General features: G+C 44.9%; 21 protein-coding genes. 20 read left to right on the top strand and 1 reads right to left on the bottom strand.

All coding sequences use genetic code 11. From position 1 onward, the window contains the following. Window positions 1-30: 30 nt before the first annotated feature. The 14 genes from lgt to trxB all read left to right on the top strand — a co-directional run bounded on the left by lgt (window position 31) and on the right by trxB (window position 13,153). Window positions 31-867, top strand: a complete 837-nt coding sequence (gene lgt / locus TV75_RS08525; protein ID WP_044338302.1) for a prolipoprotein diacylglyceryl transferase — start codon at window positions 31-33, stop codon at window positions 865-867. Between the two features lie 19 nt (window positions 868-886). Beyond that, window positions 887-1,852, top strand: coding sequence for a nucleoside recognition domain-containing protein (locus tag TV75_RS08520; protein WP_044338301.1), 966 nt, complete (start codon window positions 887-889; stop codon window positions 1,850-1,852). After that, entirely contained in the window at window positions 1,824-2,474 is a 651-nt protein-coding gene (ppaX, locus tag TV75_RS08515) for a pyrophosphatase PpaX (protein ID WP_044338300.1), read from the top strand. The genes TV75_RS08520 and ppaX overlap by 29 nt, the downstream gene beginning before the upstream one ends. Continuing rightward, the gene (locus TV75_RS08510; protein ID WP_044338299.1) at window positions 2,471-3,010 is read left to right on the top strand and encodes an acyltransferase; all 540 of its coding nucleotides are present in this window, start codon (window positions 2,471-2,473) and stop codon (window positions 3,008-3,010) included. The genes ppaX and TV75_RS08510 overlap by 4 nt, the downstream gene beginning before the upstream one ends. A gap of 752 nt (window positions 3,011-3,762) precedes the next feature. Next, window positions 3,763-4,950 carry an ATP phosphoribosyltransferase regulatory subunit gene (locus TV75_RS08505; protein WP_044338298.1) on the top strand — a complete coding sequence of 396 codons (1,188 nt, stop codon included), beginning with the start codon at window positions 3,763-3,765 and terminating at the stop codon, window positions 4,948-4,950. After that, window positions 4,947-5,570 carry an ATP phosphoribosyltransferase gene (hisG, locus tag TV75_RS08500; RefSeq protein WP_044338297.1) on the top strand — a complete coding sequence of 208 codons (624 nt, stop codon included), beginning with the start codon at window positions 4,947-4,949 and terminating at the stop codon, window positions 5,568-5,570. Before TV75_RS08505 ends, hisG begins: the two co-directional genes overlap by 4 nt. Window positions 5,571-5,758: 188 nt before the next feature. Then, entirely contained in the window at window positions 5,759-7,033 is a 1,275-nt protein-coding gene (gene hisD / locus TV75_RS08495; RefSeq protein ID WP_044338296.1) for a histidinol dehydrogenase, read from the top strand. A 51-nt stretch (window positions 7,034-7,084) separates the two neighbouring features. Then, entirely contained in the window at window positions 7,085-7,672 is a 588-nt protein-coding gene (gene hisB / locus TV75_RS08490) for an imidazoleglycerol-phosphate dehydratase HisB (protein ID WP_044338295.1), read from the top strand. Between the two features lie 3 nt (window positions 7,673-7,675). Next, entirely contained in the window at window positions 7,676-8,311 is a 636-nt protein-coding gene (hisH, locus tag TV75_RS08485) for an imidazole glycerol phosphate synthase subunit HisH (RefSeq protein ID WP_044338294.1), read from the top strand. Further along, complete coding sequence (hisA, locus tag TV75_RS08480; protein ID WP_044338293.1) at window positions 8,308-9,042, top strand: 1-(5-phosphoribosyl)-5-[(5-phosphoribosylamino)methylideneamino]imidazole-4-carboxamide isomerase; 735 nt, start codon at window positions 8,308-8,310, stop codon at window positions 9,040-9,042. Before hisH ends, hisA begins: the two co-directional genes overlap by 4 nt. Continuing rightward, on the top strand, window positions 9,036-9,794 hold the full coding sequence (gene hisF, locus TV75_RS08475; RefSeq protein ID WP_044338292.1) for an imidazole glycerol phosphate synthase subunit HisF: 759 nt from the start codon (window positions 9,036-9,038) through the stop codon (window positions 9,792-9,794). Before hisA ends, hisF begins: the two co-directional genes overlap by 7 nt. Then, window positions 9,791-10,420, top strand: a complete 630-nt coding sequence (gene hisIE, locus TV75_RS08470; protein ID WP_044338291.1) for a bifunctional phosphoribosyl-AMP cyclohydrolase/phosphoribosyl-ATP diphosphatase HisIE — start codon at window positions 9,791-9,793, stop codon at window positions 10,418-10,420. The genes hisF and hisIE overlap by 4 nt, the downstream gene beginning before the upstream one ends. 123 nt (window positions 10,421-10,543) lie before the next feature. Continuing rightward, a complete protein-coding gene (locus TV75_RS08465; protein ID WP_044338290.1) occupies window positions 10,544-12,055 on the top strand; it encodes a tetratricopeptide repeat protein in 1,512 nt (503 codons plus the stop codon). Window positions 12,056-12,205: 150 nt separating this feature from the next. Next, window positions 12,206-13,153 carry a thioredoxin-disulfide reductase gene (gene trxB / locus TV75_RS08460; RefSeq protein ID WP_044338289.1) on the top strand — a complete coding sequence of 316 codons (948 nt, stop codon included), beginning with the start codon at window positions 12,206-12,208 and terminating at the stop codon, window positions 13,151-13,153. Between the two features lie 52 nt (window positions 13,154-13,205). Here the strand turns inward: trxB and TV75_RS21460 are convergent, their stop codons facing one another. Then, on the bottom strand, window positions 13,206-13,358 hold the full coding sequence (locus TV75_RS21460; protein WP_082051203.1) for a Fur-regulated basic protein FbpA: 153 nt from the start codon (window positions 13,356-13,358) through the stop codon (window positions 13,206-13,208). A gap of 182 nt (window positions 13,359-13,540) precedes the next feature. On the opposite strand from TV75_RS21460, the gene TV75_RS08455 reads away from it, so the two are divergent. The 6 genes from TV75_RS08455 (at window position 13,541) to whiA (ending at window position 18,870) form a co-directional block, all read left to right on the top strand. Beyond that, window positions 13,541-13,855 (top strand): MerR family transcriptional regulator, encoded by a 315-nt coding sequence (locus tag TV75_RS08455; protein WP_044338288.1) that lies wholly within the window; start codon window positions 13,541-13,543, stop codon window positions 13,853-13,855. A gap of 511 nt (window positions 13,856-14,366) precedes the next feature. After that, window positions 14,367-15,083, top strand: a complete 717-nt coding sequence (locus tag TV75_RS08450) for a GDSL-type esterase/lipase family protein (RefSeq protein WP_044338287.1) — start codon at window positions 14,367-14,369, stop codon at window positions 15,081-15,083. Window positions 15,084-15,516: 433 nt separating this feature from the next. Beyond that, the gene (locus TV75_RS08445; protein WP_044338501.1) at window positions 15,517-15,975 is read left to right on the top strand and encodes an 8-oxo-dGTP diphosphatase; all 459 of its coding nucleotides are present in this window, start codon (window positions 15,517-15,519) and stop codon (window positions 15,973-15,975) included. Window positions 15,976-16,018: 43 nt separating this feature from the next. Further along, window positions 16,019-16,912: an RNase adapter RapZ gene (gene rapZ, locus TV75_RS08440; protein WP_044338286.1), complete on the top strand. Its 894-nt coding sequence runs from the start codon at window positions 16,019-16,021 to the stop codon at window positions 16,910-16,912. Further along, on the top strand, window positions 16,909-17,871 hold the full coding sequence (locus TV75_RS08435; protein WP_044338285.1) for a gluconeogenesis factor YvcK family protein: 963 nt from the start codon (window positions 16,909-16,911) through the stop codon (window positions 17,869-17,871). Before rapZ ends, TV75_RS08435 begins: the two co-directional genes overlap by 4 nt. Window positions 17,872-17,928: 57 nt before the next feature. Continuing rightward, a complete protein-coding gene (gene whiA, locus TV75_RS08430) occupies window positions 17,929-18,870 on the top strand; it encodes a DNA-binding protein WhiA (RefSeq protein WP_044338284.1) in 942 nt (313 codons plus the stop codon). Window positions 18,871-18,894: the final 24 nt, after the last annotated feature.

Here is an 18,894-nt window from a genome sequence, read left to right as displayed (position 1 = left end):
CTATCTTTATGAAAAAAAAGGAGAGACAAAATGAACGAAAACATTACGCCAATCGATCCCATTGCCATTTCACTTGGGCCGATCCAAGTACACTGGTACGGTGTCATTATCGGCCTGGGAATTGCATTAGGACTCTATTTAGTTATTCGTGAGAGCAAAAGATTGGGTCTTCATCCCGATACATTCATCGATTTGCTCGTTTGGGCAATTCCAATCGCCATCATTTGTGCCCGTGCTTATTATGTCATCTTTGAATGGAATGATTATTATGCCGATCACCCCGGGGACATCATCAAAGTGTGGAATGGTGGAATCGCCATTCATGGTGCATTGATCGGTTCGGTTCTTACCACCATTGTTTTCGCCAAAGTAAAGGGGCTGCCTTTCTGGAAGCTTGTTGATATTGCAGCACCCAGTATTATTTTAGGTCAGGCAATAGGACGCTGGGGCAATTTTGTTAACCAGGAGGCTCACGGTGGAGAAGTGTCCCGTACGTTTCTTGAAAACCTGATGCTGCCTGATTTCATTATCAATCAAATGTACATTAATGGAGCCTATTATCATCCTACATTCTTATACGAATCTCTTTGGAGTTTCGCAGGCCTGATTCTTCTCCTGGTTTTGAGAAGAAAAGCAAGCAGCCTCCGTCGAGGAGAACTTTTCCTTACGTATGTGATTTGGTATTCCATCGGACGGTTCTTTGTCGAGGGTTTGAGAACGGATAGTCTGATGCTGGGACCTTTACGCTTCGCTCAAGTGATATCCATTGTTCTTATTATTGGAGCTCTTGCATTGTTCTTTTACAGAAGAAAAGCAGGTCTTGCGAAAAAGGCATACGATGAGAAAACGGATAGCGTAAACGCTTAACAAAAGGGGAGTAGGGAGAATGTGGATCTCATCTTTGAAAAATGGCGGCCTCGTAGGTTTGAAAACCACTTGGTCATTAGGTAAGGTCATCTTTCCAATCACACTGATTGTGTTTTTGCTTCAATACACGCCTGTCCTTCCCTGGGTCATGGAGAAAATCTCTCCTTTTATGAAACTCCTCGGTCTTTCAGGTGATGCGGCCATTCCTCTGGTATTGGGGAATTTCCTTAACTTGTATGCAGGAATCGGGGGGATCCTGTCCCTTGATTTAACGGTAAAAGAAGTGTTCATCATTGCGGTGATGCTCTCTTTCTCTCATAATCTCATCATTGAGTCAACAGTGGCTGCCAAAGTGGGAGTGAAAATTTGGCTGATTGTAGCGGTAAGGGTCGGATTGGCCTTGGTTTCGGCGGTTGTTATCAATCTGGTTTGGAACGGTGGATCTGATATCGCCAAGTATGGAATGATGCCTCCCGAGCAAGCCGAGCCGGATGGATGGGGAGAAATCATTCTCCTGGGACTTGAAAAAGCAGGATTCGGTGTCCTGCAATTAGCTCTTATCGTCATTCCACTTATGATGATTATTCAGATTATGAAAGATCTGAAATGGATGGATGTGTTTTCACGCTGGATGTCCCCTGCAACCCGGGCGCTTGGCATGAATGCAAATACGTCTTCCACGATGGTAGCGGGACTAGTCATCGGTCTGGCATACGGAGCAGGCGTCATGATCCAGGCGGTAAAAGAGGAGGGAGTGAGCAAGAAGGATGTCACGATTGCATTCATCTTCTTAGTCTCATGCCACGCAGTGGTGGAGGATACGTTAATCTTCATCCCACTTGGCATCCCGGTACTGCCGCTCCTGATCATCAGGCTGGTCACAGCGATCCTGTTAACGATGGCGGTTGCGTACTATTGGAATAGAGTCGATGCAAAGAAAGAAAAGGAGAGACATTATGAGCAGGATTACAACCATATTGTTTGACTTAGACGGAACATTGATCAACACCAACGATTTAATTATTTCTTCCTTTTTGCATACATTGAATCATTATTATCCAGGGCAGTACGAGGAAAAAGACGTTCATGCTTTTATGGGACCCCCATTAGAAGAGTCATTCGGGGGATTGGATCCCGACCGGATGGACGAAATGTGTGCCCACTACCGTGCCTATAATCATGAGCATCATGATGCTCTAGTGACTGAATTTGAAGGGGTATATGAAACCGTTCAAGCACTTTACGAAAATGGGTACAAATTAGCGATTGTCTCAACGAAAGTACGGGATGTTGTGTTAAAAGGATTGGATCTCATGAATCTACGGCCTTTCTTTGAAGTCATCATCACCCTGGACGAAGTGGAGAACGCGAAACCACATCCTGAACCAATCGAGAAAGCTTTAGTGGCATTGGGATCTTCACCAGGGGAAGCGATCATGATCGGGGACAATCACCACGATATTTTAGCTGGGAAAAATGCAGGTGTATTAACGGCAGGTGTCGCGTGGAGTGCAAAGGGAAGAGAGCATCTGGCTCACTACGAACCGGACTTTATGCTGGATAATATGAAAGATTTACTAAAGATTGTCGGAGTTCCGGCTACATGAGACGAACGACCCGCTACCCTGTGGAAGGAGCAAACTCTCTCTGGCATATTTACAGGACCGTTCCTTTTGGGAAGGTAGTCAAAAATTTCATCGTCATTCAACTGGCGAGGTATACTCCTTTTTTAGGGATGAAAAATTGGCTGTACAAGATGTTTTTACGGATGGACATCGGTGAACAAACCTCATTCGCTCTTATGGTGATGCTTGACGTCATGTTCCCGGAAAAAATATCTGTCGGCAAGAACACGGTGATCGGGTATAATACTACGATCCTGGCCCATGAATACTTGATCAAGGAATACCGATTAGGCGACGTGGAAATCGGATCGGAAGTCATGATCGGTGCAAACACCACGATTCTGCCAGGCGTTAAGATCGGTGACGGAGCCATCGTGTCAGCGGGAACCCTCGTCCATAAAGACGTTCCGGCAGGGGCCTTCGTCGGAGGGAACCCGATGAGAGTCATCTATACCAAGGACGAATTGGCCGAACGGTGGAGAGAAGATGCAATCTACGGATTGAAAAGAGAAGAATAAGGGAAAAGGCAAAGATAGACTGAGTTCTATTTTTGCCTTTTTTGTTTTACGCTCTTTTCGCAAAGATTGTTGTTTTTATCATAAGTTTTGTAAGGCTCTGTCAATTAGTGTGTGCCGGATGATGATGAGGGAACTGCTCCACTTTCTGCTAGTGTTCGGCTGAGCCTACTCAGCTTAGCCGAACGGGGTCTCGGCACGACCAAAATTCACCGGAGTCTGCGCAGTTCCCCTCAACATCTTTAATAGAATTTTAATGACAGAGCTTCAAGGTGTACCAGAAAACAATATAACTTGAAAATATAATTCTTATTAAAAGGAAGATCTCTACTTACCTTAAATGAGATTGTTTGCTAAAAAACTTGTTTTATTTGTTTTACATTAAGGATTCATGCTCAGAAAGTTGATTGGAGCGGAAGGGGGCTCGACTCCTGCGGGAATAGCTGGACAGGTGAGACCCCGGAGGCGTAGCCGAGGAGGCTCACCGCCAGCCCCGCGGAAAGCGAGCATCCTGGAGCGGAAATCAACTAGTATTTTCTCATCTACAATAGCAAAAAACTTTACGAAAAGAGCCTTCATTTATAAAAAAATCCGCAAATCAAACGGTTGACGAATAAAAAAAGAAACGCTACACTACAAATAACTTTATTTTATTAGCACATTAGCGAACTAAAGGATTTCTGAATAATCGAGAATTAGTAGCAAACCCCGAATCGGGGAAAAATAGATGAATTAATACGCCAAAGGTGGTTCTTATGACTAAGTTATTTATGTTCGAGAAGCCATTGGGAATGAGAGATACATTCCCTGATTTATACGAAATCAAAGATCTGACGAAAAAGAAAATGGAACAAACGATGAAGCTGTGGGGTTACAAATTTATTGAAACCCCAAGCCTTGAATATCATGAAACGGTTGGTGAGGCATCTGCCATCTTGGATCAGCAGCTATTCAAACTCCTGGATCAGCAGGGTCATACCCTCGTGTTAAGACCTGATATGACAGCTCCCATCGCCCGGATCGCCGCGTCAAAATTGTTAATAGATGAGGCACCGCTGCGATTGGCATACTCCAATTCAGTGTTTAGGGCACAGCAGCGGGAAGGCGGACGTCCGGCCGAGTTTGAGCAGGTCGGAATCGAATGCATCGGTGATGACTCGGTCAGCGCAGACGCTGAAGTGATTGCGTTAATGGTATCCGTCCTAAAAGAAGCAGGATTGGATAACTTCAAAATTTCCATCGGACATATTGGATTCGTTCAAGAGCTATTCACTCAGATCGTTGGGACAGAAGAGCGTGCGAATACGTTAAGAAGATTTTTGTATGAGAAGAATTATGTTGGATACCGTCAACATGTAAATGAGCTGGCGCTTTCGTCCATCGATAAAGAGCGACTATTCCGATTTCTTCAATTGCGTGGATCTGAAAATGTGTTGGGAGAAGCGCATTCCCTTCTAGAGGGGGAAAAAGGGCTTGATGCTCTCGAACAACTGAAAGAACTTTGGAGTATTTTAAAAGATTATGAAGTGGAGCAATATGTGAAGTTTGACTTGAGTCTGGTGAGCCATATGAGTTATTATTCCGGCATTTTATTTGAAGTGTACGGAGAAAATGTAGGGTTTGCAATCGGAAATGGCGGCCGCTACGACAAGCTACTTGAAAAATTCGGGAAGAACTCCGGTGCAACAGGCTTTGGATTGCGTCTCGATTATGTGCTTGAAGCGATGCAGGTTGAGTTAACTTCCACTCTTCAGCAATGTGTGCTGTTCAGTGATGAGCGCAGGAAAGAGGCTATTGGTCTTGCTCGGGAGCTGCGAAGCGAAGAAGTTAAAGTGGTGCTGCAGAACTGGAAGGGCGTAGGAGATGTGGATGAGTTTACGAAGGGCTTCAGCAATGTTCACTTCGTTGTGGGACAGGACCGGAAAGGCGGTGAGACATCATGAGTTCATTAACCATTGCCATGCCTAAAGGCAGGATATTTGAAGAAGCAGTAGAACTATTAAGGAAGGCAGATTACAATCTGCCGCCTGAATTCGATGATTCTAGAAAGCTGATTATCGAAGTTCCCCAGGAGGACTTACGATTCATTTTGGCGAAGCCGATGGATGTTCCGACATATGTGGAGCATGGAGTCGCAGATTTAGGGATTGCCGGGAAGGACGTCATGCTCGAGGAAGAACGGGATGTCTACGAGCTGTTGGACTTACGGATCAGTGGTTGTTATTTGGCGGTAGCGGGGTTACCGGATACAAAGATGAGTGATGTGGCACCGAAAATCGCAACAAAATACCCGAATGTTGCTTCATCCTATTTCCGGGAGCAGGGAGAGCAAGTGGAAATCATTAAACTCAACGGTTCCATTGAGCTCGCTCCTTTAATCGGGCTCGCTGATCGCATCGTCGATATCGTCTCAACGGGAAGGACCCTGAAGGAAAATGGACTGGTGGAATACGAGACCATCGTCGACATCACCTCACGCCTCATCGTCAATCCCGTCAGCTACCGTATGAAAGACGAAAAAATCGAAGACCTCGTCACCCGGCTGACACGCATCATCGGATAATGGGCAAGAGGGACGGACCTTGCCTGGAACCTGTTAATACAGGGATTGCGACACTGATAAAGAGACTCCGAGGTTCGGAACCTTGTCCATTCACGGCAAGGTCCGTCCCTCCAAATATAGATTACATAGGGTTCGCGGCATCTGCTCTTCGTGTGCAGGTCCGTCCCCGTAAAAGGCTGGTGAATGGTATGAAGATTATTAAGGATATAGGCGGGGCGTCGATTAAGCGCTCGATCGATAGTGGTACGGAGGAGCAGCGTAGAGCGGTTCAGGGGATCATTTCTTCTGTGCTGAAGAATGGAGATCAGGCTGTCCGTGAGTATACAGAGAAATTTGATGGGGTTCAATTAGAGGACTACAAGGTGTCTCAGGATGAAATTGAGGAAGCGTTCGCTTCTATGGATGCTGAGATGGTCTCGATCATTGAAGAAGCTGCGGATAATATCCGTGACTTTCACTCCAAGCAAAAGAGATCCTCATGGTTTACAACCAACGAGGATGGGACGATGCTTGGGCAAAAGCTGACGCCGCTTGATTCAGTCGGCGTGTACGTGCCAGGTGGAACGGCTGCGTATCCTTCGTCAGTATTAATGAATGTCTTGCCGGCTAAAGTAGCGGGAGTCAAACGGATCACGATGGTTTCGCCACCGGGTAAGGATGGCAAGCTGTCTGCCGGAGTCCTGGTTGCTGCAAAAATTGCCGGAGTGGAAGACATCTTCAAAGTGGGTGGGGCTCAAGCCGTAGCCGCACTGGCGTATGGGACTGAATCCATCACTCCTGTGGATAAAATAACAGGACCGGGGAACATCTACGTAGCACTTGCAAAAAGGGAAGTGTTCGGTGATGTGGATATAGATATGATCGCAGGTCCGAGTGAAATCGTGATCCTGGCCGACGAACATCAGCGGGCCGATGAAATTGCCGCAGACCTTCTATCCCAGGCCGAGCATGACGTGTTTGCATCTGCCGTTCTTGTGACGAATTCGGCGACACTTGCTGAGGACGTTTCCTTACAAGTTGAACAACAACTTACTGCCCTTCCTCGTGAAGAGATCGCCCGTCGATCCATAACCGATTACGGAGCGATCTATGTGGCGAGAGATATGGAAGAAGGAATCGATGTTGTAAACAAACTCGCTGCAGAGCATTTGGAGATTCTTACAGAGAAGCCAATTGAAACGATGGCCAAAATCCGTCATGCAGGAGCGATCTTTCTCGGCCGCTACAGCTCCGAGCCTGTCGGGGACTATTTTGCGGGACCGAATCACGTTCTCCCGACTAACGGGACAGCGCGTTTTTCAAGTCCGTTGAATGTAGACGAATTCATGAAAAAGACAAGTGTTATTTCTTATAGTGAAACAGCACTTCAGCAAAATTATCAAAAAATCGCGAAACTTGCCCGATTAGAGGGACTGGAAGCCCATGCAAGAGCAGTTGAGATTCGATTCGATAAAGAGAAATAAGCTAGGGGGACGGACCTCACAGAGGTCCGTCCCTCCAAAAAGGAGGACATCATGGTGAGAAGTGCAGAGATTGTGCGAAAGACGAATGAGACGGATATTCGGTTGAATTTTGGAATCGATGGAGAGGGGAACTCTAAAGTAGAGACAGGCGTCCCATTCATGAGTCATATGCTGGATTTGTTCACAAAACATGGACAATTTGATTGTACGATCGAAGCAAATGGAGATATTGAAGTGGATGACCACCACACGACAGAAGATATCGGGATTTGCTTGGGACAGGCATTGGTGGAAGCACTGGGAGACAAAAAAGGGATCAAGCGTTACGGCTCGGCCATGGTTCCCATGGATGAAGCCCTTGCTCAAGTCGTTGTTGACCTGAGTAACCGTCCGCACCTTGAGTTCCGTGCAGAACTTCCAAGTCAGAAAGTCGGGACCTTTGATACGGAGCTTGTTCATGAATTCCTTTGGAAACTTGCTCTCGAGGCAAGAATGAACCTTCATGTCATAGTTCATTATGGTCACAATACCCACCATATCATTGAAGCGATCTTTAAAGCACTGGGTCGTGCCCTTGATGAGGCAACCACGATCGATCCCCGGGTAAAAGGGGTTCCGTCTACGAAGGGAATGTTATAATTCATGATCGGCATTGTAGACTATGGGATGGGGAATCTGTTCAGCGTCAGTAAAGCACTTGAACGGTTGAACGTTCCTTATTTCATCAGTGATCAACAAGAGGAATTACTGAACGCAGATGGGTTGATATTACCGGGAGTGGGAGCATTTAAAGATGCTATGAACCTTCTCGAAACCACACATTTAAAAGAAACCATCCTCACTTTTGCCCAAAGCGGGAAGCCGCTCTTAGGCATTTGTTTGGGCATGCAGCTCCTGTTCGAGGAAAGCAAGGAGAATGGAAGGACGAATGGCTTGGCCCTGCTTCCCGGTGAAGTGCTTCACATCCCGAAAAAGGACAGCCAAGGAAACTCTTTCAAAGTCCCCCACATGGGATGGAATCTTCTGCGGTACCAAAAAAAATCTTCCCTTTTAGAAGGGTTATCAGAAGGCTATGTGTACTTCGTTCACTCCTATTATGTGCACGAAGGATCTCAAGACGTGATTGCTGCAAGTGCTGATTATGCGGGAGTCGCAATTCCGGCAGTCGTGAGCCGGGAAAATATATATGGCATGCAGTTTCACCCTGAAAAAAGCGGAGAGCTTGGTATGAAGCTGTTAGAAAACTTTACAAAACGAGTGAAGGAGGCGGTCTCATGAGTTTTACGATTTATCCAGCCATCGATATGCGGGGCGGAAAATGCGTCCGTCTCGTTCAAGGTGATTATAATCAGGAAACGGTTTATGGAGACTCCCCATTTGATATGGCGAAGAAATTCGCTGAGGAAGGGGCCGAGTGGATTCATATGGTGGATCTTGATGGGGCGAAGGAAGGCTCCCGGATCAATGATGAGTTCGTGATTGCCGTAGCTGAAAGGTTGGATGCCAAGGTGCAGATCGGGGGAGGCATCCGCTCCAAAGAGGATATCGAGCACTATTTAAGCCGGGGCGTCGACCGTGTGATCATTGGCAGTATCGCTGTTTCCAACACAGGATTAGTGAAGGAATGGCTGTCGGAATATGGTGATAAGATTGCCATTGGACTCGATGCAAAGGATGGCTATGTGGCAACGCACGGATGGCTGGAAACGTCTGCCCTTAAAGCGGTCGATCTAGGAAAAGAACTGGCTGAAGCCGGCGCTGAAACGTTCATTTTCACCGATATTGCCACAGACGGAATGCTATCTGGTCCCAATGTTGAAGCGGTTGTGGACCTTGCCGAACAAACGGGGAAATCAGTGATTGCGTCTGGAGGCATCAGCTCACTTGAAGATCTGAAGACTTTAAAGCAATACGAAAACCGAGGCGTCTCCGGTGCGATTTGTGGAAAATCACTTTATACAGGAAAGTTCACGGTGAGTGAAGCTATAAATGAGGTGAAAACATGTTAACGAAACGTATCGTCCCTTGTTTGGACGTGAAGGATGGCCGGGTGGTAAAAGGCATTCAATTTGTGGAGCTGCGAGATGCAGGCGACCCCGTTGAGCTTGCCAAGGTATACGACGAGCAGGGTGCCGATGAACTTGTATTCCTGGATATATCCGCCTCCCACGAAGGCAGAAAAACCATGGTCGAGGTCGTTCAACATGTGGCAGCCGAATTAGCGATTCCTTTTACAGTAGGTGGAGGGATTAACTCAGTCGAAGATATGAAAGCCATCCTGCGGGCAGGGGCAGATAAGGTATCCCTTAACACTGCAGCCGTCCTGCGTCCAGAGCTTGTCCGTGAAGGGGCCGATTACTTCGGATCTCAATGTATCGTAGTGGCCATCGATGCCAAGTATGATGAAGAGAGCAAAGGTTGGAAAGTTTACACCCATGGAGGCAGAAAGCTGAAAGACCTGGATGCCGTTGAATGGGCGAAAGAAGTGGAATCTCTCGGTGCGGGGGAAATCTTGTTAACCAGCATGGATAGCGATGGAGAAAAGCAGGGGTTCAATCTGGCCCTGACGAAGGCAGTAAGTGAAGCGGTTTCGATACCGGTGATTGCTTCAGGCGGCGCAGGTAATGCGGGGCACTTCAAGGAAGTATTCACGGAAGGCAAGGCCGATGCGGCCCTAGCTGCCTCCATTTTTCACTATAAAGAAACGAGCGTTGAAGAAGTAAAGAGCTACTTAAGAGAGCAGGAGGTGCATGTACGATGACAAATGACGATTGGATCGCATCCGTTAAGTATGATGACAAAGGATTGGTACCTGCCATCATCCAGGACGCTTTGACTAAAGAAGTATTGACACTGGCCTATATGAATGAAACGTCTCTCAAAAAAACGGTTGAGACAGGGGAAACGTGGTTTTACTCCCGTTCACGCCAGGAGCTGTGGCATAAAGGAGAGACAAGCGGTAACACCCAAAAGGTCAAGAATATCACGTGGGATTGTGATAAAGACGCCATCCTGGTCCTCGTCGATAAAAAAGGTCCTGCCTGTCATAAAGGTGAAGAGAGCTGCTTTCATGGAGGAGTGTATGGGGATGAGGCATCATCAACAGAAAATATCCTCCTTACTCTGGAAAAACTCATTGAAAATCGTGAAATCGATAGACCAGAGGGAGCATACACGACATATCTCTTTGAAGAAGGTGTAGACAAAATCCTTAAAAAAGTAGGCGAAGAGGCGTCAGAAGTGATCATCGCCGCGAAAAACAGGGACACTGAAGAACTGAAATGGGAAGTCGCCGACCTGTTCTATCACGTCCTCGTCCTATTAAGAGAACAAAAACTTCCACTCGATGATGTACTAGGAGTACTTGTGGAACGTCATAATAAATAACTCCCTGAGGGACGGACCTTTGCGCATGCGCAAAGGTCCGTCCTTCAAAATATGGTAGTTTAGTACAGGGGTATTGTATGATATACTACTGTAGTTATACTATGAACGTTTCGGAGGACTTTGATGAGAAAAGGGTCAAAATTAGGTAGTGAGCAAGCGAAAGTGTTGTCTTTTGTCCCGACTGGCGAGTATTACTACAACAAAGGGATGAAGGCTTATCAACGTCGAGAGCTTAAGAAATCATTAAAATATTTAAATAGAGCATTTCAATTAGAACCAGTAGAACCGATGATTGCCTGTCAATTATCGATTGTGTATACAGAGCTTGGTGAATACAAGCGTTCCAATGATTTATTGCATCAAATCTTGGATGATTTGGATCCAAGAATGTCAGAGTGTCATTATTTTCTGGCCAACAATTATGCCCATTTAGGCTTATTCAAAGAGGCGTACGAACAGGTTTCAGCTTATCTTGACAAAGAAGAATATGGTGAATTCGTCGAGGATGCAGAAGACTTATTAGAACTTCTGGAGCTCGATTCCGATCTGATTGTGGACGATTTATATGAGCATGATGAGCTCATCGTCCAACAGGAGAAAGCAAGAGATCTTCTTGAATCAGGACATTTTCAAAAAGCCGTGGATACCTTACAGAAGGTCATTCAAGATTATCCGGAATTTTGGTCAGCTTATAATAATCTGGCACTTGCCTACTTCTATTTAGGAGAAGTCGATCAAGCAGCTGCTACGTTGGAAGAGGTGCTGGAGAAGAATCCCGGGAATCTTCATGCCTTGTGCAATACGGCTGTTTTTTATTTCTACCAAAAGCGTCATGACGAGCTGGATGAATTGATCCGGGGTCTTGAGAAGGTCCGTCCCCTACTTCATGAGCATCGTTACAAGCTCGGGGCCACGTTTGCGCTTGTTGGTCATTCGAAGCGGGCGTATGATTGGTTGAAGTCCCTTCAGAAGATTGGCTTCGAGGGCGATGCGAGCTTTTATTATTGGTTGTCTTATTCTGCTTATGAAACGGGTCATGAGGATACTGCCCGCAATGCGTGGAAAAGGGTACTTGATATCAATCCTGAAAAAGAAGGACTCGAGCCTTGGAACGACCAAAAGCAGGCAGAGGGCTTTGAAAATCACGTCACATCGATTTTAAAAAAGCTGCAAAGTGAATATACCGAAGAGAAGTTATTTGGTCTATTTCTTACGTCCATCTCCGATAATCAAAGAGCCATCCTGACTCACGCCGACTTTTGTGATGTTGAGGACCTTTCCATTGTCGAGAAGGTGTATTTGGCACAGGTGTTGAACAGCAACGGAAACAGCTCGATCAAAGTGAACCAGGAGATACAGAATATGCATCAAGTGGCCCTTCACCTTTACGGCGGTCACCGTCCGATTACGAGCGTGGAGTCCGGATTGTTCCTAACTTGGTTCACGATCGCATACAGAGGCATAAAAGAACGGGAAACCTTCAAGAATGCCAAAGCTTTTGCAGCAGCGACAGAATTCGTCTGGAGTAGGCTGCGAAATGAAAAGATCACGAAGAAGCAGCTATGTGATCGATTCAACTTATCCACAAGTACGTTGACAAAATACATTGCAGTCGTTGAGAGTTACCTTCCGTGAGCATATTTTTGGACGATATGACCCTATTTTTTATAGGATAGGTGTAGGAAGTTAATACTATGGGTGGAAGGCTCAGCACCATTACAACCTCTAACCATAGTATTTTAATAAAGAATATGCTTACGACTGTTTCGGAAGGAGAATGTCATTATGTCTGAAGAAAAAATTTATGATGTAATCATTGTAGGTGCAGGCCCTGCAGGAATGACTGCAGCTGTTTATACGTCTCGCGCAAGTCTTTCAACGCTTATGCTTGAAAGAGGAGTGCCGGGTGGCCAAATGGCGAATACGGAAGAAGTGGAGAACTATCCAGGCTTCGACCATATTCTTGGACCTGATCTTTCAAATAAAATGTTTGATCATGCAAAGAAATTCGGTGCGGAATACGCATACGGGGATATTAAAGAGATCGTTGACGGAGAAGACTTCAAAATCGTCAAAACCGGTTCAAAAGAATTTAAAGCGCGTGCCGTCATCATCACGACGGGTGCTGAATACAAAAAAATCGGTGTACCAGGCGAGAAAGAGCTTGGCGGACGCGGAGTATCTTATTGTGCAGTTTGTGACGGAGCATTCTTTAAAGGAAAAGACCTTGTTGTAGTAGGTGGAGGAGACTCCGCTGTAGAAGAAGGGGTTTACCTGACAAGATTTGCTAACAAAGTAACGATCGTTCACCGCCGCGGTGAGCTTCGTGCTCAGAAGATCCTGCAACAGCGTGCATTTGATAACGAGAAAGTTGATTTCATCTGGAACCACACGGTTAAAGAAATCAACGACAAAGATGGAAAAGTGGGCAGTGTGACCCTTGTCTCCACAGAAAATGGAGAAGAAACAGATTTCCAAGCGGATGGTGTCTTCATCTACATCGGAATGCTTCCACTGACAAAGCCATTTGCTAACCTTGGAATCATCAACTCCGAAGGTTACATTGAAACAAACGAACAAATGGAAACAAAGGTTCCTGGAATCTTTGCAGCCGGAGATGTCCGTGAAAAGCAACTCCGCCAAATCGTTACAGCAACGGGTGACGGCAGTATCGCCGCTCAAACGGCTCAGCATTATATCGAAGAGCTGAAAGAAAAAGTCAAAAACGGTTAAATTAGAAAGCCTTACGAAAGGAGAAATCCTTTCGTAAGGCTTTTTTTATGAACTAATTCTTCTTATGCTTGTTAAATACATACACCAATTCCGACAACGTCAGCTTCTTCAATCCTTCATCACATGACTTGTAAACACCAGCTTCTACTAACCGACGAATAAATTGTTGCCTCTGCTTTTCAACGGCTTCACGTAAAAATGGCATGCGTGTTCACTCCTTTTGGATTCTTACCCATAGTGTAAGGGGAATGAATGTAGAAATCTTCTAGTTCGTTAAGTTTTCTTCCAATTTAGAATTCTTTGTGAGGTTTTCTAACATAATAGTCCAAATCAGTCAGAGGTACATGTATAATCAAGATATTCCCTGCTCAGGAGGATGAGGAGAACGTGGAGAATGAACCTTCCTATAAGGATAAAAAAGTGATATCAATCGGTGTCGTCAGTGAATTGACCGGATTGACCGAGAGGAAGATCCGTTATTACGAAGAGAAGAATCTGATCTTTCCACAGCGTTCCAATCGGGGCTATCGCAAATACTCCTTCTCCGACGTAGAACGACTAATGGATATCGCCGACCAGCGAGAAGAAGGGGTCACCACAAAAGAAATCAAACATGAATTAACCAGAAAAGAAAGAAAAGAAGCAAAGCAAAAAATGATAAGGGGTCAACTCAATGCGCGGTTTGGTGTTCAGAAGAAGTAAGGGGGACGGACCTCCGGAGTGAAGCTCGTTTTTGACGGGGTTTTGTGAATCAGCAAAATGTGTAGGGTGGGTATTTGATGCTTTTTTGTGGTTAAAAAAGTAAAACGGCTGAATTAATCCTGATATCGGCCGGATTAATGCCGAAAACGGCTGGATTTTTATCAATTCCGGCTCAATTATCACCGAAAACGGCTGAATTTTTTCAACTAAACCTCTATTAATACCCTACTCTGCATACAGAACAACTGCTCACTAAGGGAAATTCCCTTAGAAATATGCCGCCAATCGACGCATTCCACTTAAAGAGGACTCAAATCCATACAAATAGCATCTACAAGACACTTTCCTCTACCCAAAAAGTTTACGCTCCTCGAAGCCATCATTAAAAGAAATGAAGAACCGACCGTTCATCAGGCAACTTCCATAAATAAACAGGATTACAACTTCATTAAGAGGGAATAACCACTATTATGAAAGTCATCCCAGTTTATTTTGGAAGGTCGGATCAACCATGAAAATTTTGAAGGTCGCAGCTGTGATCGCACTGTTTGCCCTTATTCCCATCACCTATTTCAGTTTTTTTGCAGATGAGACCCAATCATCATCGAAGAAGCGCGTGATTGCATTGGGAGATTCCCTCACCTATGGATATGGTGATAAAGAGGAAGCGGGTTATATAGGACGTTTAGAAGAGAAAGTAAATCAAAAACATACAAAGTTGTCGTATAACTTCCAAAACCTTGGAGTACCAGGGCAGCAGTCGGATCAGTTGCTCGGTCAAATCGTAAAGCCTGAGGTGGCCGAGGATTTAAGTGAGGCGGATGTATATATCATCAACATTGGAACGAATGATTTAATCAAGAACAATGGTGGAGACTTATTCCCTTTACACCATGATGAGATCATGGATGCAAAAAAGGACTATCTCGACCATCTGGATAAGATCCTGAACATTGTCGGGACAGCGAGCAAAGAAGCGGATATCATCGTTTTGGGCTTATACAACCCGTACCCGGACAAAGACAGCGACAAAATCGAAGCGTACGTCGAGGATTGGAATAAGTCGATGATGAAGGAAGCAGAAAAACATGACAATGTGAAGTACGTATCGACGAATCCATTATTCAAAGGGAAGTCCAAGGAAAACTATTTCCATGATTCCCTTCATCCAAATGGGAAAGGGTATGAATTAATCGCAGATCAAATCATGAAGAATTATGACTTTTAACCCTGTTTTGACACGATTCGTTAGCTTTCGAGAGAATTTGCAAAAACCTCTTTGAAACATTAACAATTCCGTAATACCGTTTTAAATCTGTTGTAACACTAGTGAAACAATTTTCGGGTAATATAGAGAATAAGAAATTGACCCCCTTTTAAGTAATAAATCCCGTAGACGACACAGGACTCGCCTGTGTCTATTTTTTTTTGTTTTTTTTCCTGTTATAGTGACTCCGATAGGTCTGTACCTATTATTTACAATTCCTCACCATGTCAAAACCTGTCCCAATATCTTTCGATTTCAATCGACAACCTTCAAACAGCAAGCCAAGACATTGTAGCTTGTCTACAATCATAGTATAATATAAGGAATGAGAATGACTGAAAGTGGGATGAATGTATTCATTGCATCCCTATTCATCAAGATTGAGGTGAAGGTAGTGCAACGTGTCACAAATTGTTTATATCTGGATGGAGACAAGGTGCTCCTTCTCCAAAAGCCAAGAAGGAACTGGTGGGTCGCCCCGGGTGGAAAGATGGAGTCCGGTGAATCGATCAGGGATGCCGTCATTCGAGAGTATCGTGAGGAGACAGGCATCTATTTGAAGAATCCTGACTTGAAAGGCGTCTTTACGTTCATTATTAAAGATGGCGATCAGATTGCATCGGAGTGGATGATGTTCTCTTTCTTTGCAACCGAAGCGGATGGCGTCAACCTCCAGGAATCAGAGGAAGGCAAGATTAAATGGCATCCGATCGAGGATATTAAGGACCTCCCGATGGCTGAAGGGGATTATCATATCCTGGATTACCTCTTACACGGAAAGAATACGATTTATGGAACGTTTACCTATACTCCTGATTTTAAGTTATTGTCTTATCGATTAGATCCAAGTTAACGAACTTTTTAAATAGAACATTACGAAAAAATGGGGGAAGAGTATGAGTACAGGTTCTACAAACGATGTTCAATTAGTAATCATAACAGGGATGTCCGGAGCTGGAAAAACCGTTGCCATTCAGAGCTTCGAGGATTTAGGATTCTTCTGTGTGGACAATCTGCCGCCGACTCTTCTGCCAAAATTTTTGGAACTGATGAAAGAGTCCGGTAATAAAATGAATAAGGTCGCGCTTGTTATGGACCTTAGGGGAAGAGAATTCTTTGATCATTTATTTAAGGCATTGGATGAATTGGCGGAAACCTCTTGGGTCACACCGCAGGTACTATACCTTGATGCAGATGATTCTTCCCTTGTGAGACGCTACAAGGAAACGCGCAGATCCCACCCGCTGGCTCCATCGGGACTGCCTCTCGAGGGGATCCGTCAGGAAAGGGAGCTCCTTGAAGAATTGAAGGGGCGCGCGCAGTTGATTTATACAACTTCAACCATGAAGCCAAGAGAGCTTCGGGAGAAGATTCTAACGGAATTCTCGGTGAATAAAAAGACGATTTTCACGGTGAATGTCGTGTCTTTCGGTTTCAAGCACGGTATCCCGATCGATGCCGATTTGGTGTTTGATGTACGCTTCCTGCCTAACCCGCATTATATCGATCACATGCGTCCGAAAACGGGGTTGGATGAAGAAGTGTCCACCTACGTGTTGAAATGGAATGAAACGAATAAATTCATCGAGAAAGTGACCGATTTACTCTCGTTCATGCTTCCTCAGTACAAGCGGGAAGGAAAGAGTCAGCTTGTGGTGGCGATTGGTTGTACAGGCGGGCAGCATCGATCGGTTGCATTAGCAGAATATCTTGGCCATCATTTTGAAAAAGACTATCAAACAAAAATTTCTCATCGGGATATTCAGAAGAGAAAGGGTCTAACAACATGACACATACACCCAAGGTCGTCGTGATCGGAGGAGGTACGGGCTTGCCCGTCCTTCTTCGTGGATTAAAACGACACCCTATAGATATATCGGCCATTGTCACTGTCGCTGATGACGGTGGCAGCTCAGGTCGTTTGCGGGACAGCTTGGATATTCCCCCTCCAGGGGATATACGGAATGTCCTGGCTGCCCTTTCAGAAGTGGAGCCACTGGTGGAACAAATGTTTCAGCATCGTTTTGAAACAACGAATGAACTTTCCGGTCACGCGTTAGGAAACCTGATCATTGCTGCCCTTGCTTCCATTACCGGTGATTTTGTTCATGCGATTCAGGAAATGAGCAGAGTATTGAATGTGAAGGGGAAGGTCTTGCCTTCGGCGAATCAAAGTGTCATCTTAAAGGCGGAGATGGAGGATGGGACGATCGTCACTGGAGAATCGGCCATTCCGAAAGCCGGGAAGAAGATCAAAAGGGTCTTCTTAAAGCCGGATAGCATCAAGCCGTTGGGAGAAACCTTGCGTGCCATTAGGGAAGCCGATTTAATTGTGATGGGACCGGGAAGCCTATATACTAGTATTTTACCGAATCTCCTTGTTCCGGGGATTGGTGAAGCGGTATGCCGGGCGAAAGCGAAGAAGATGTATATCTGCAACATCATGACCCAGGCAGGGGAAACACTGGACTATTCAGCAAGTGATCATGTGAAGGCTTTATACGATCACCTGGAAACGCCAAGCATTGATTATATCTTAGTCAATAAAAAGCAGGTACCGAAAGAGGTGCAGGCCCGTTATAATGAAGAACAAGCGAGGCCCGTTCACTTTGATCTAGAAAAATTAAAGTCCATGGGCTTAGAAGTGATTGCAGAAGAGATTCTCTCCTATGACAACCATCTTGTTCGTCATAACACTGAGAAGGTCGCTGATATCATTTATTCTTATCTAAAAAAATCAACCAGATAAACTACGGAAATTTCCTTTGTATAAGGTTGTGCAAGCGTTTGCTAGGAGGTGATGGGGATGTCGTTTGCGTCCGAAACGAAAAAAGAATTAACGAACATTGAAGTAAAGGATTGCTGCGCGAATGCAGAATTATCCGCATTGATTCGCATGAATGGTTCATTGTCATTCTCGAATCAAAAGCTCGTCGTAAATATTCAAACAGAGAACGCCGCCATTGCCAGGAGAATCTATACATTAATCAAAAAGGGATACGACACCCCGGTAGAGCTTTTAGTGCGTAAGAAGATGCGGTTAAAGAAAAACAATGTCTACATTGTACGAATCAAAGAAGATTCAAAGATGATTCTCGAGGATTTGAAAATTCTAGGTGAAGGTTTCACCTTTATTCATAATATATCGGAAGACCTGATTAAGAAGAAGTGCTGCAGACGTTCGTATTTAAGGGGAGCGTTCCTTGCAGGAGGCTCTGTTAACAATCCGGAAACTTCATCCTATCATTTAGAAATTTTTTCTCTTTATTCTGAACACAACGATGCGTTGTCCGAGCTGATGAATTCCTTCGGGTTGAATAGTAAAACCCTTGAACGCAAAAAAGGCTTCATTACGTATTTGAAGGAAGCAGAGAAAATCACGGAATTCTTAAATATCATCGGGGCCCACAATGCCCTTCTCCGATTTGAGGACGTAAGGATTGTCAGGGATATGAGAAATTCCGTTAATCGCCTTGTGAATTGTGAGACGGCTAATTTAAATAAAACCATCGGTGCTGCTTTAAGGCAGGTCGAGAACATCAAGTTTATTGAAAAGCATGTAGGATTACAGGTTTTACCCGATAAACTAAGAGAAATTGCAGAATTACGAGTGAATTATCAAGACGTTACATTGAAAGAACTAGGGGAAATGGTGTCAGGCGGCACCATCAGTAAATCAGGTATCAATCACCGCTTAAGGAAAATCGACCAGCTTGCTGAGAAACTCCGAGCGGGAGAGAAAGTGTAAATTTTGGGCAAAGGGGAGAGAAAT

It is taken from the genome of Rossellomorea aquimaris, assembly GCF_000935355.1.
Classification (GTDB): Bacteria; Bacillota; Bacilli; order Bacillales; family Bacillaceae_B; genus Rossellomorea; species Rossellomorea aquimaris_B.
This window is presented reverse-complemented; position numbering and strand designations above follow the sequence as displayed.

Coding starts and splice junctions, on each gene's coding strand:
- TV75_RS08505 (WP_044338298.1), top strand. CDS start 3,763: ATGACTAAGTTATTTATGTTCGAGAAGCCATTGGGAATGAGAGATACA.
- TV75_RS21460 (WP_082051203.1), bottom strand. CDS start 13,358: ATGCCATTTTTACGTGAAGCCGTTGAAAAGCAGAGGCAACAATTTATT.
- hisF (WP_044338292.1), top strand. CDS start 9,036: ATGTTAACGAAACGTATCGTCCCTTGTTTGGACGTGAAGGATGGCCGG.
- TV75_RS08450 (WP_044338287.1), top strand. CDS start 14,367: ATGAAAATTTTGAAGGTCGCAGCTGTGATCGCACTGTTTGCCCTTATT.
- lgt (WP_044338302.1), top strand. CDS start 31: ATGAACGAAAACATTACGCCAATCGATCCCATTGCCATTTCACTTGGG.
- TV75_RS08510 (WP_044338299.1), top strand. CDS start 2,471: ATGAGACGAACGACCCGCTACCCTGTGGAAGGAGCAAACTCTCTCTGG.
- TV75_RS08520 (WP_044338301.1), top strand. CDS start 887: ATGTGGATCTCATCTTTGAAAAATGGCGGCCTCGTAGGTTTGAAAACC.
- rapZ (WP_044338286.1), top strand. CDS start 16,019: ATGAGTACAGGTTCTACAAACGATGTTCAATTAGTAATCATAACAGGG.
- TV75_RS08465 (WP_044338290.1), top strand. CDS start 10,544: ATGAGAAAAGGGTCAAAATTAGGTAGTGAGCAAGCGAAAGTGTTGTCT.
- hisH (WP_044338294.1), top strand. CDS start 7,676: ATGATCGGCATTGTAGACTATGGGATGGGGAATCTGTTCAGCGTCAGT.
- hisIE (WP_044338291.1), top strand. CDS start 9,791: ATGACAAATGACGATTGGATCGCATCCGTTAAGTATGATGACAAAGGA.
- trxB (WP_044338289.1), top strand. CDS start 12,206: ATGTCTGAAGAAAAAATTTATGATGTAATCATTGTAGGTGCAGGCCCT.
- hisB (WP_044338295.1), top strand. CDS start 7,085: ATGGTGAGAAGTGCAGAGATTGTGCGAAAGACGAATGAGACGGATATT.
- hisD (WP_044338296.1), top strand. CDS start 5,759: ATGAAGATTATTAAGGATATAGGCGGGGCGTCGATTAAGCGCTCGATC.
- TV75_RS08435 (WP_044338285.1), top strand. CDS start 16,909: ATGACACATACACCCAAGGTCGTCGTGATCGGAGGAGGTACGGGCTTG.
- whiA (WP_044338284.1), top strand. CDS start 17,929: ATGTCGTTTGCGTCCGAAACGAAAAAAGAATTAACGAACATTGAAGTA.
- ppaX (WP_044338300.1), top strand. CDS start 1,824: ATGAGCAGGATTACAACCATATTGTTTGACTTAGACGGAACATTGATC.
- hisG (WP_044338297.1), top strand. CDS start 4,947: ATGAGTTCATTAACCATTGCCATGCCTAAAGGCAGGATATTTGAAGAA.
- hisA (WP_044338293.1), top strand. CDS start 8,308: ATGAGTTTTACGATTTATCCAGCCATCGATATGCGGGGCGGAAAATGC.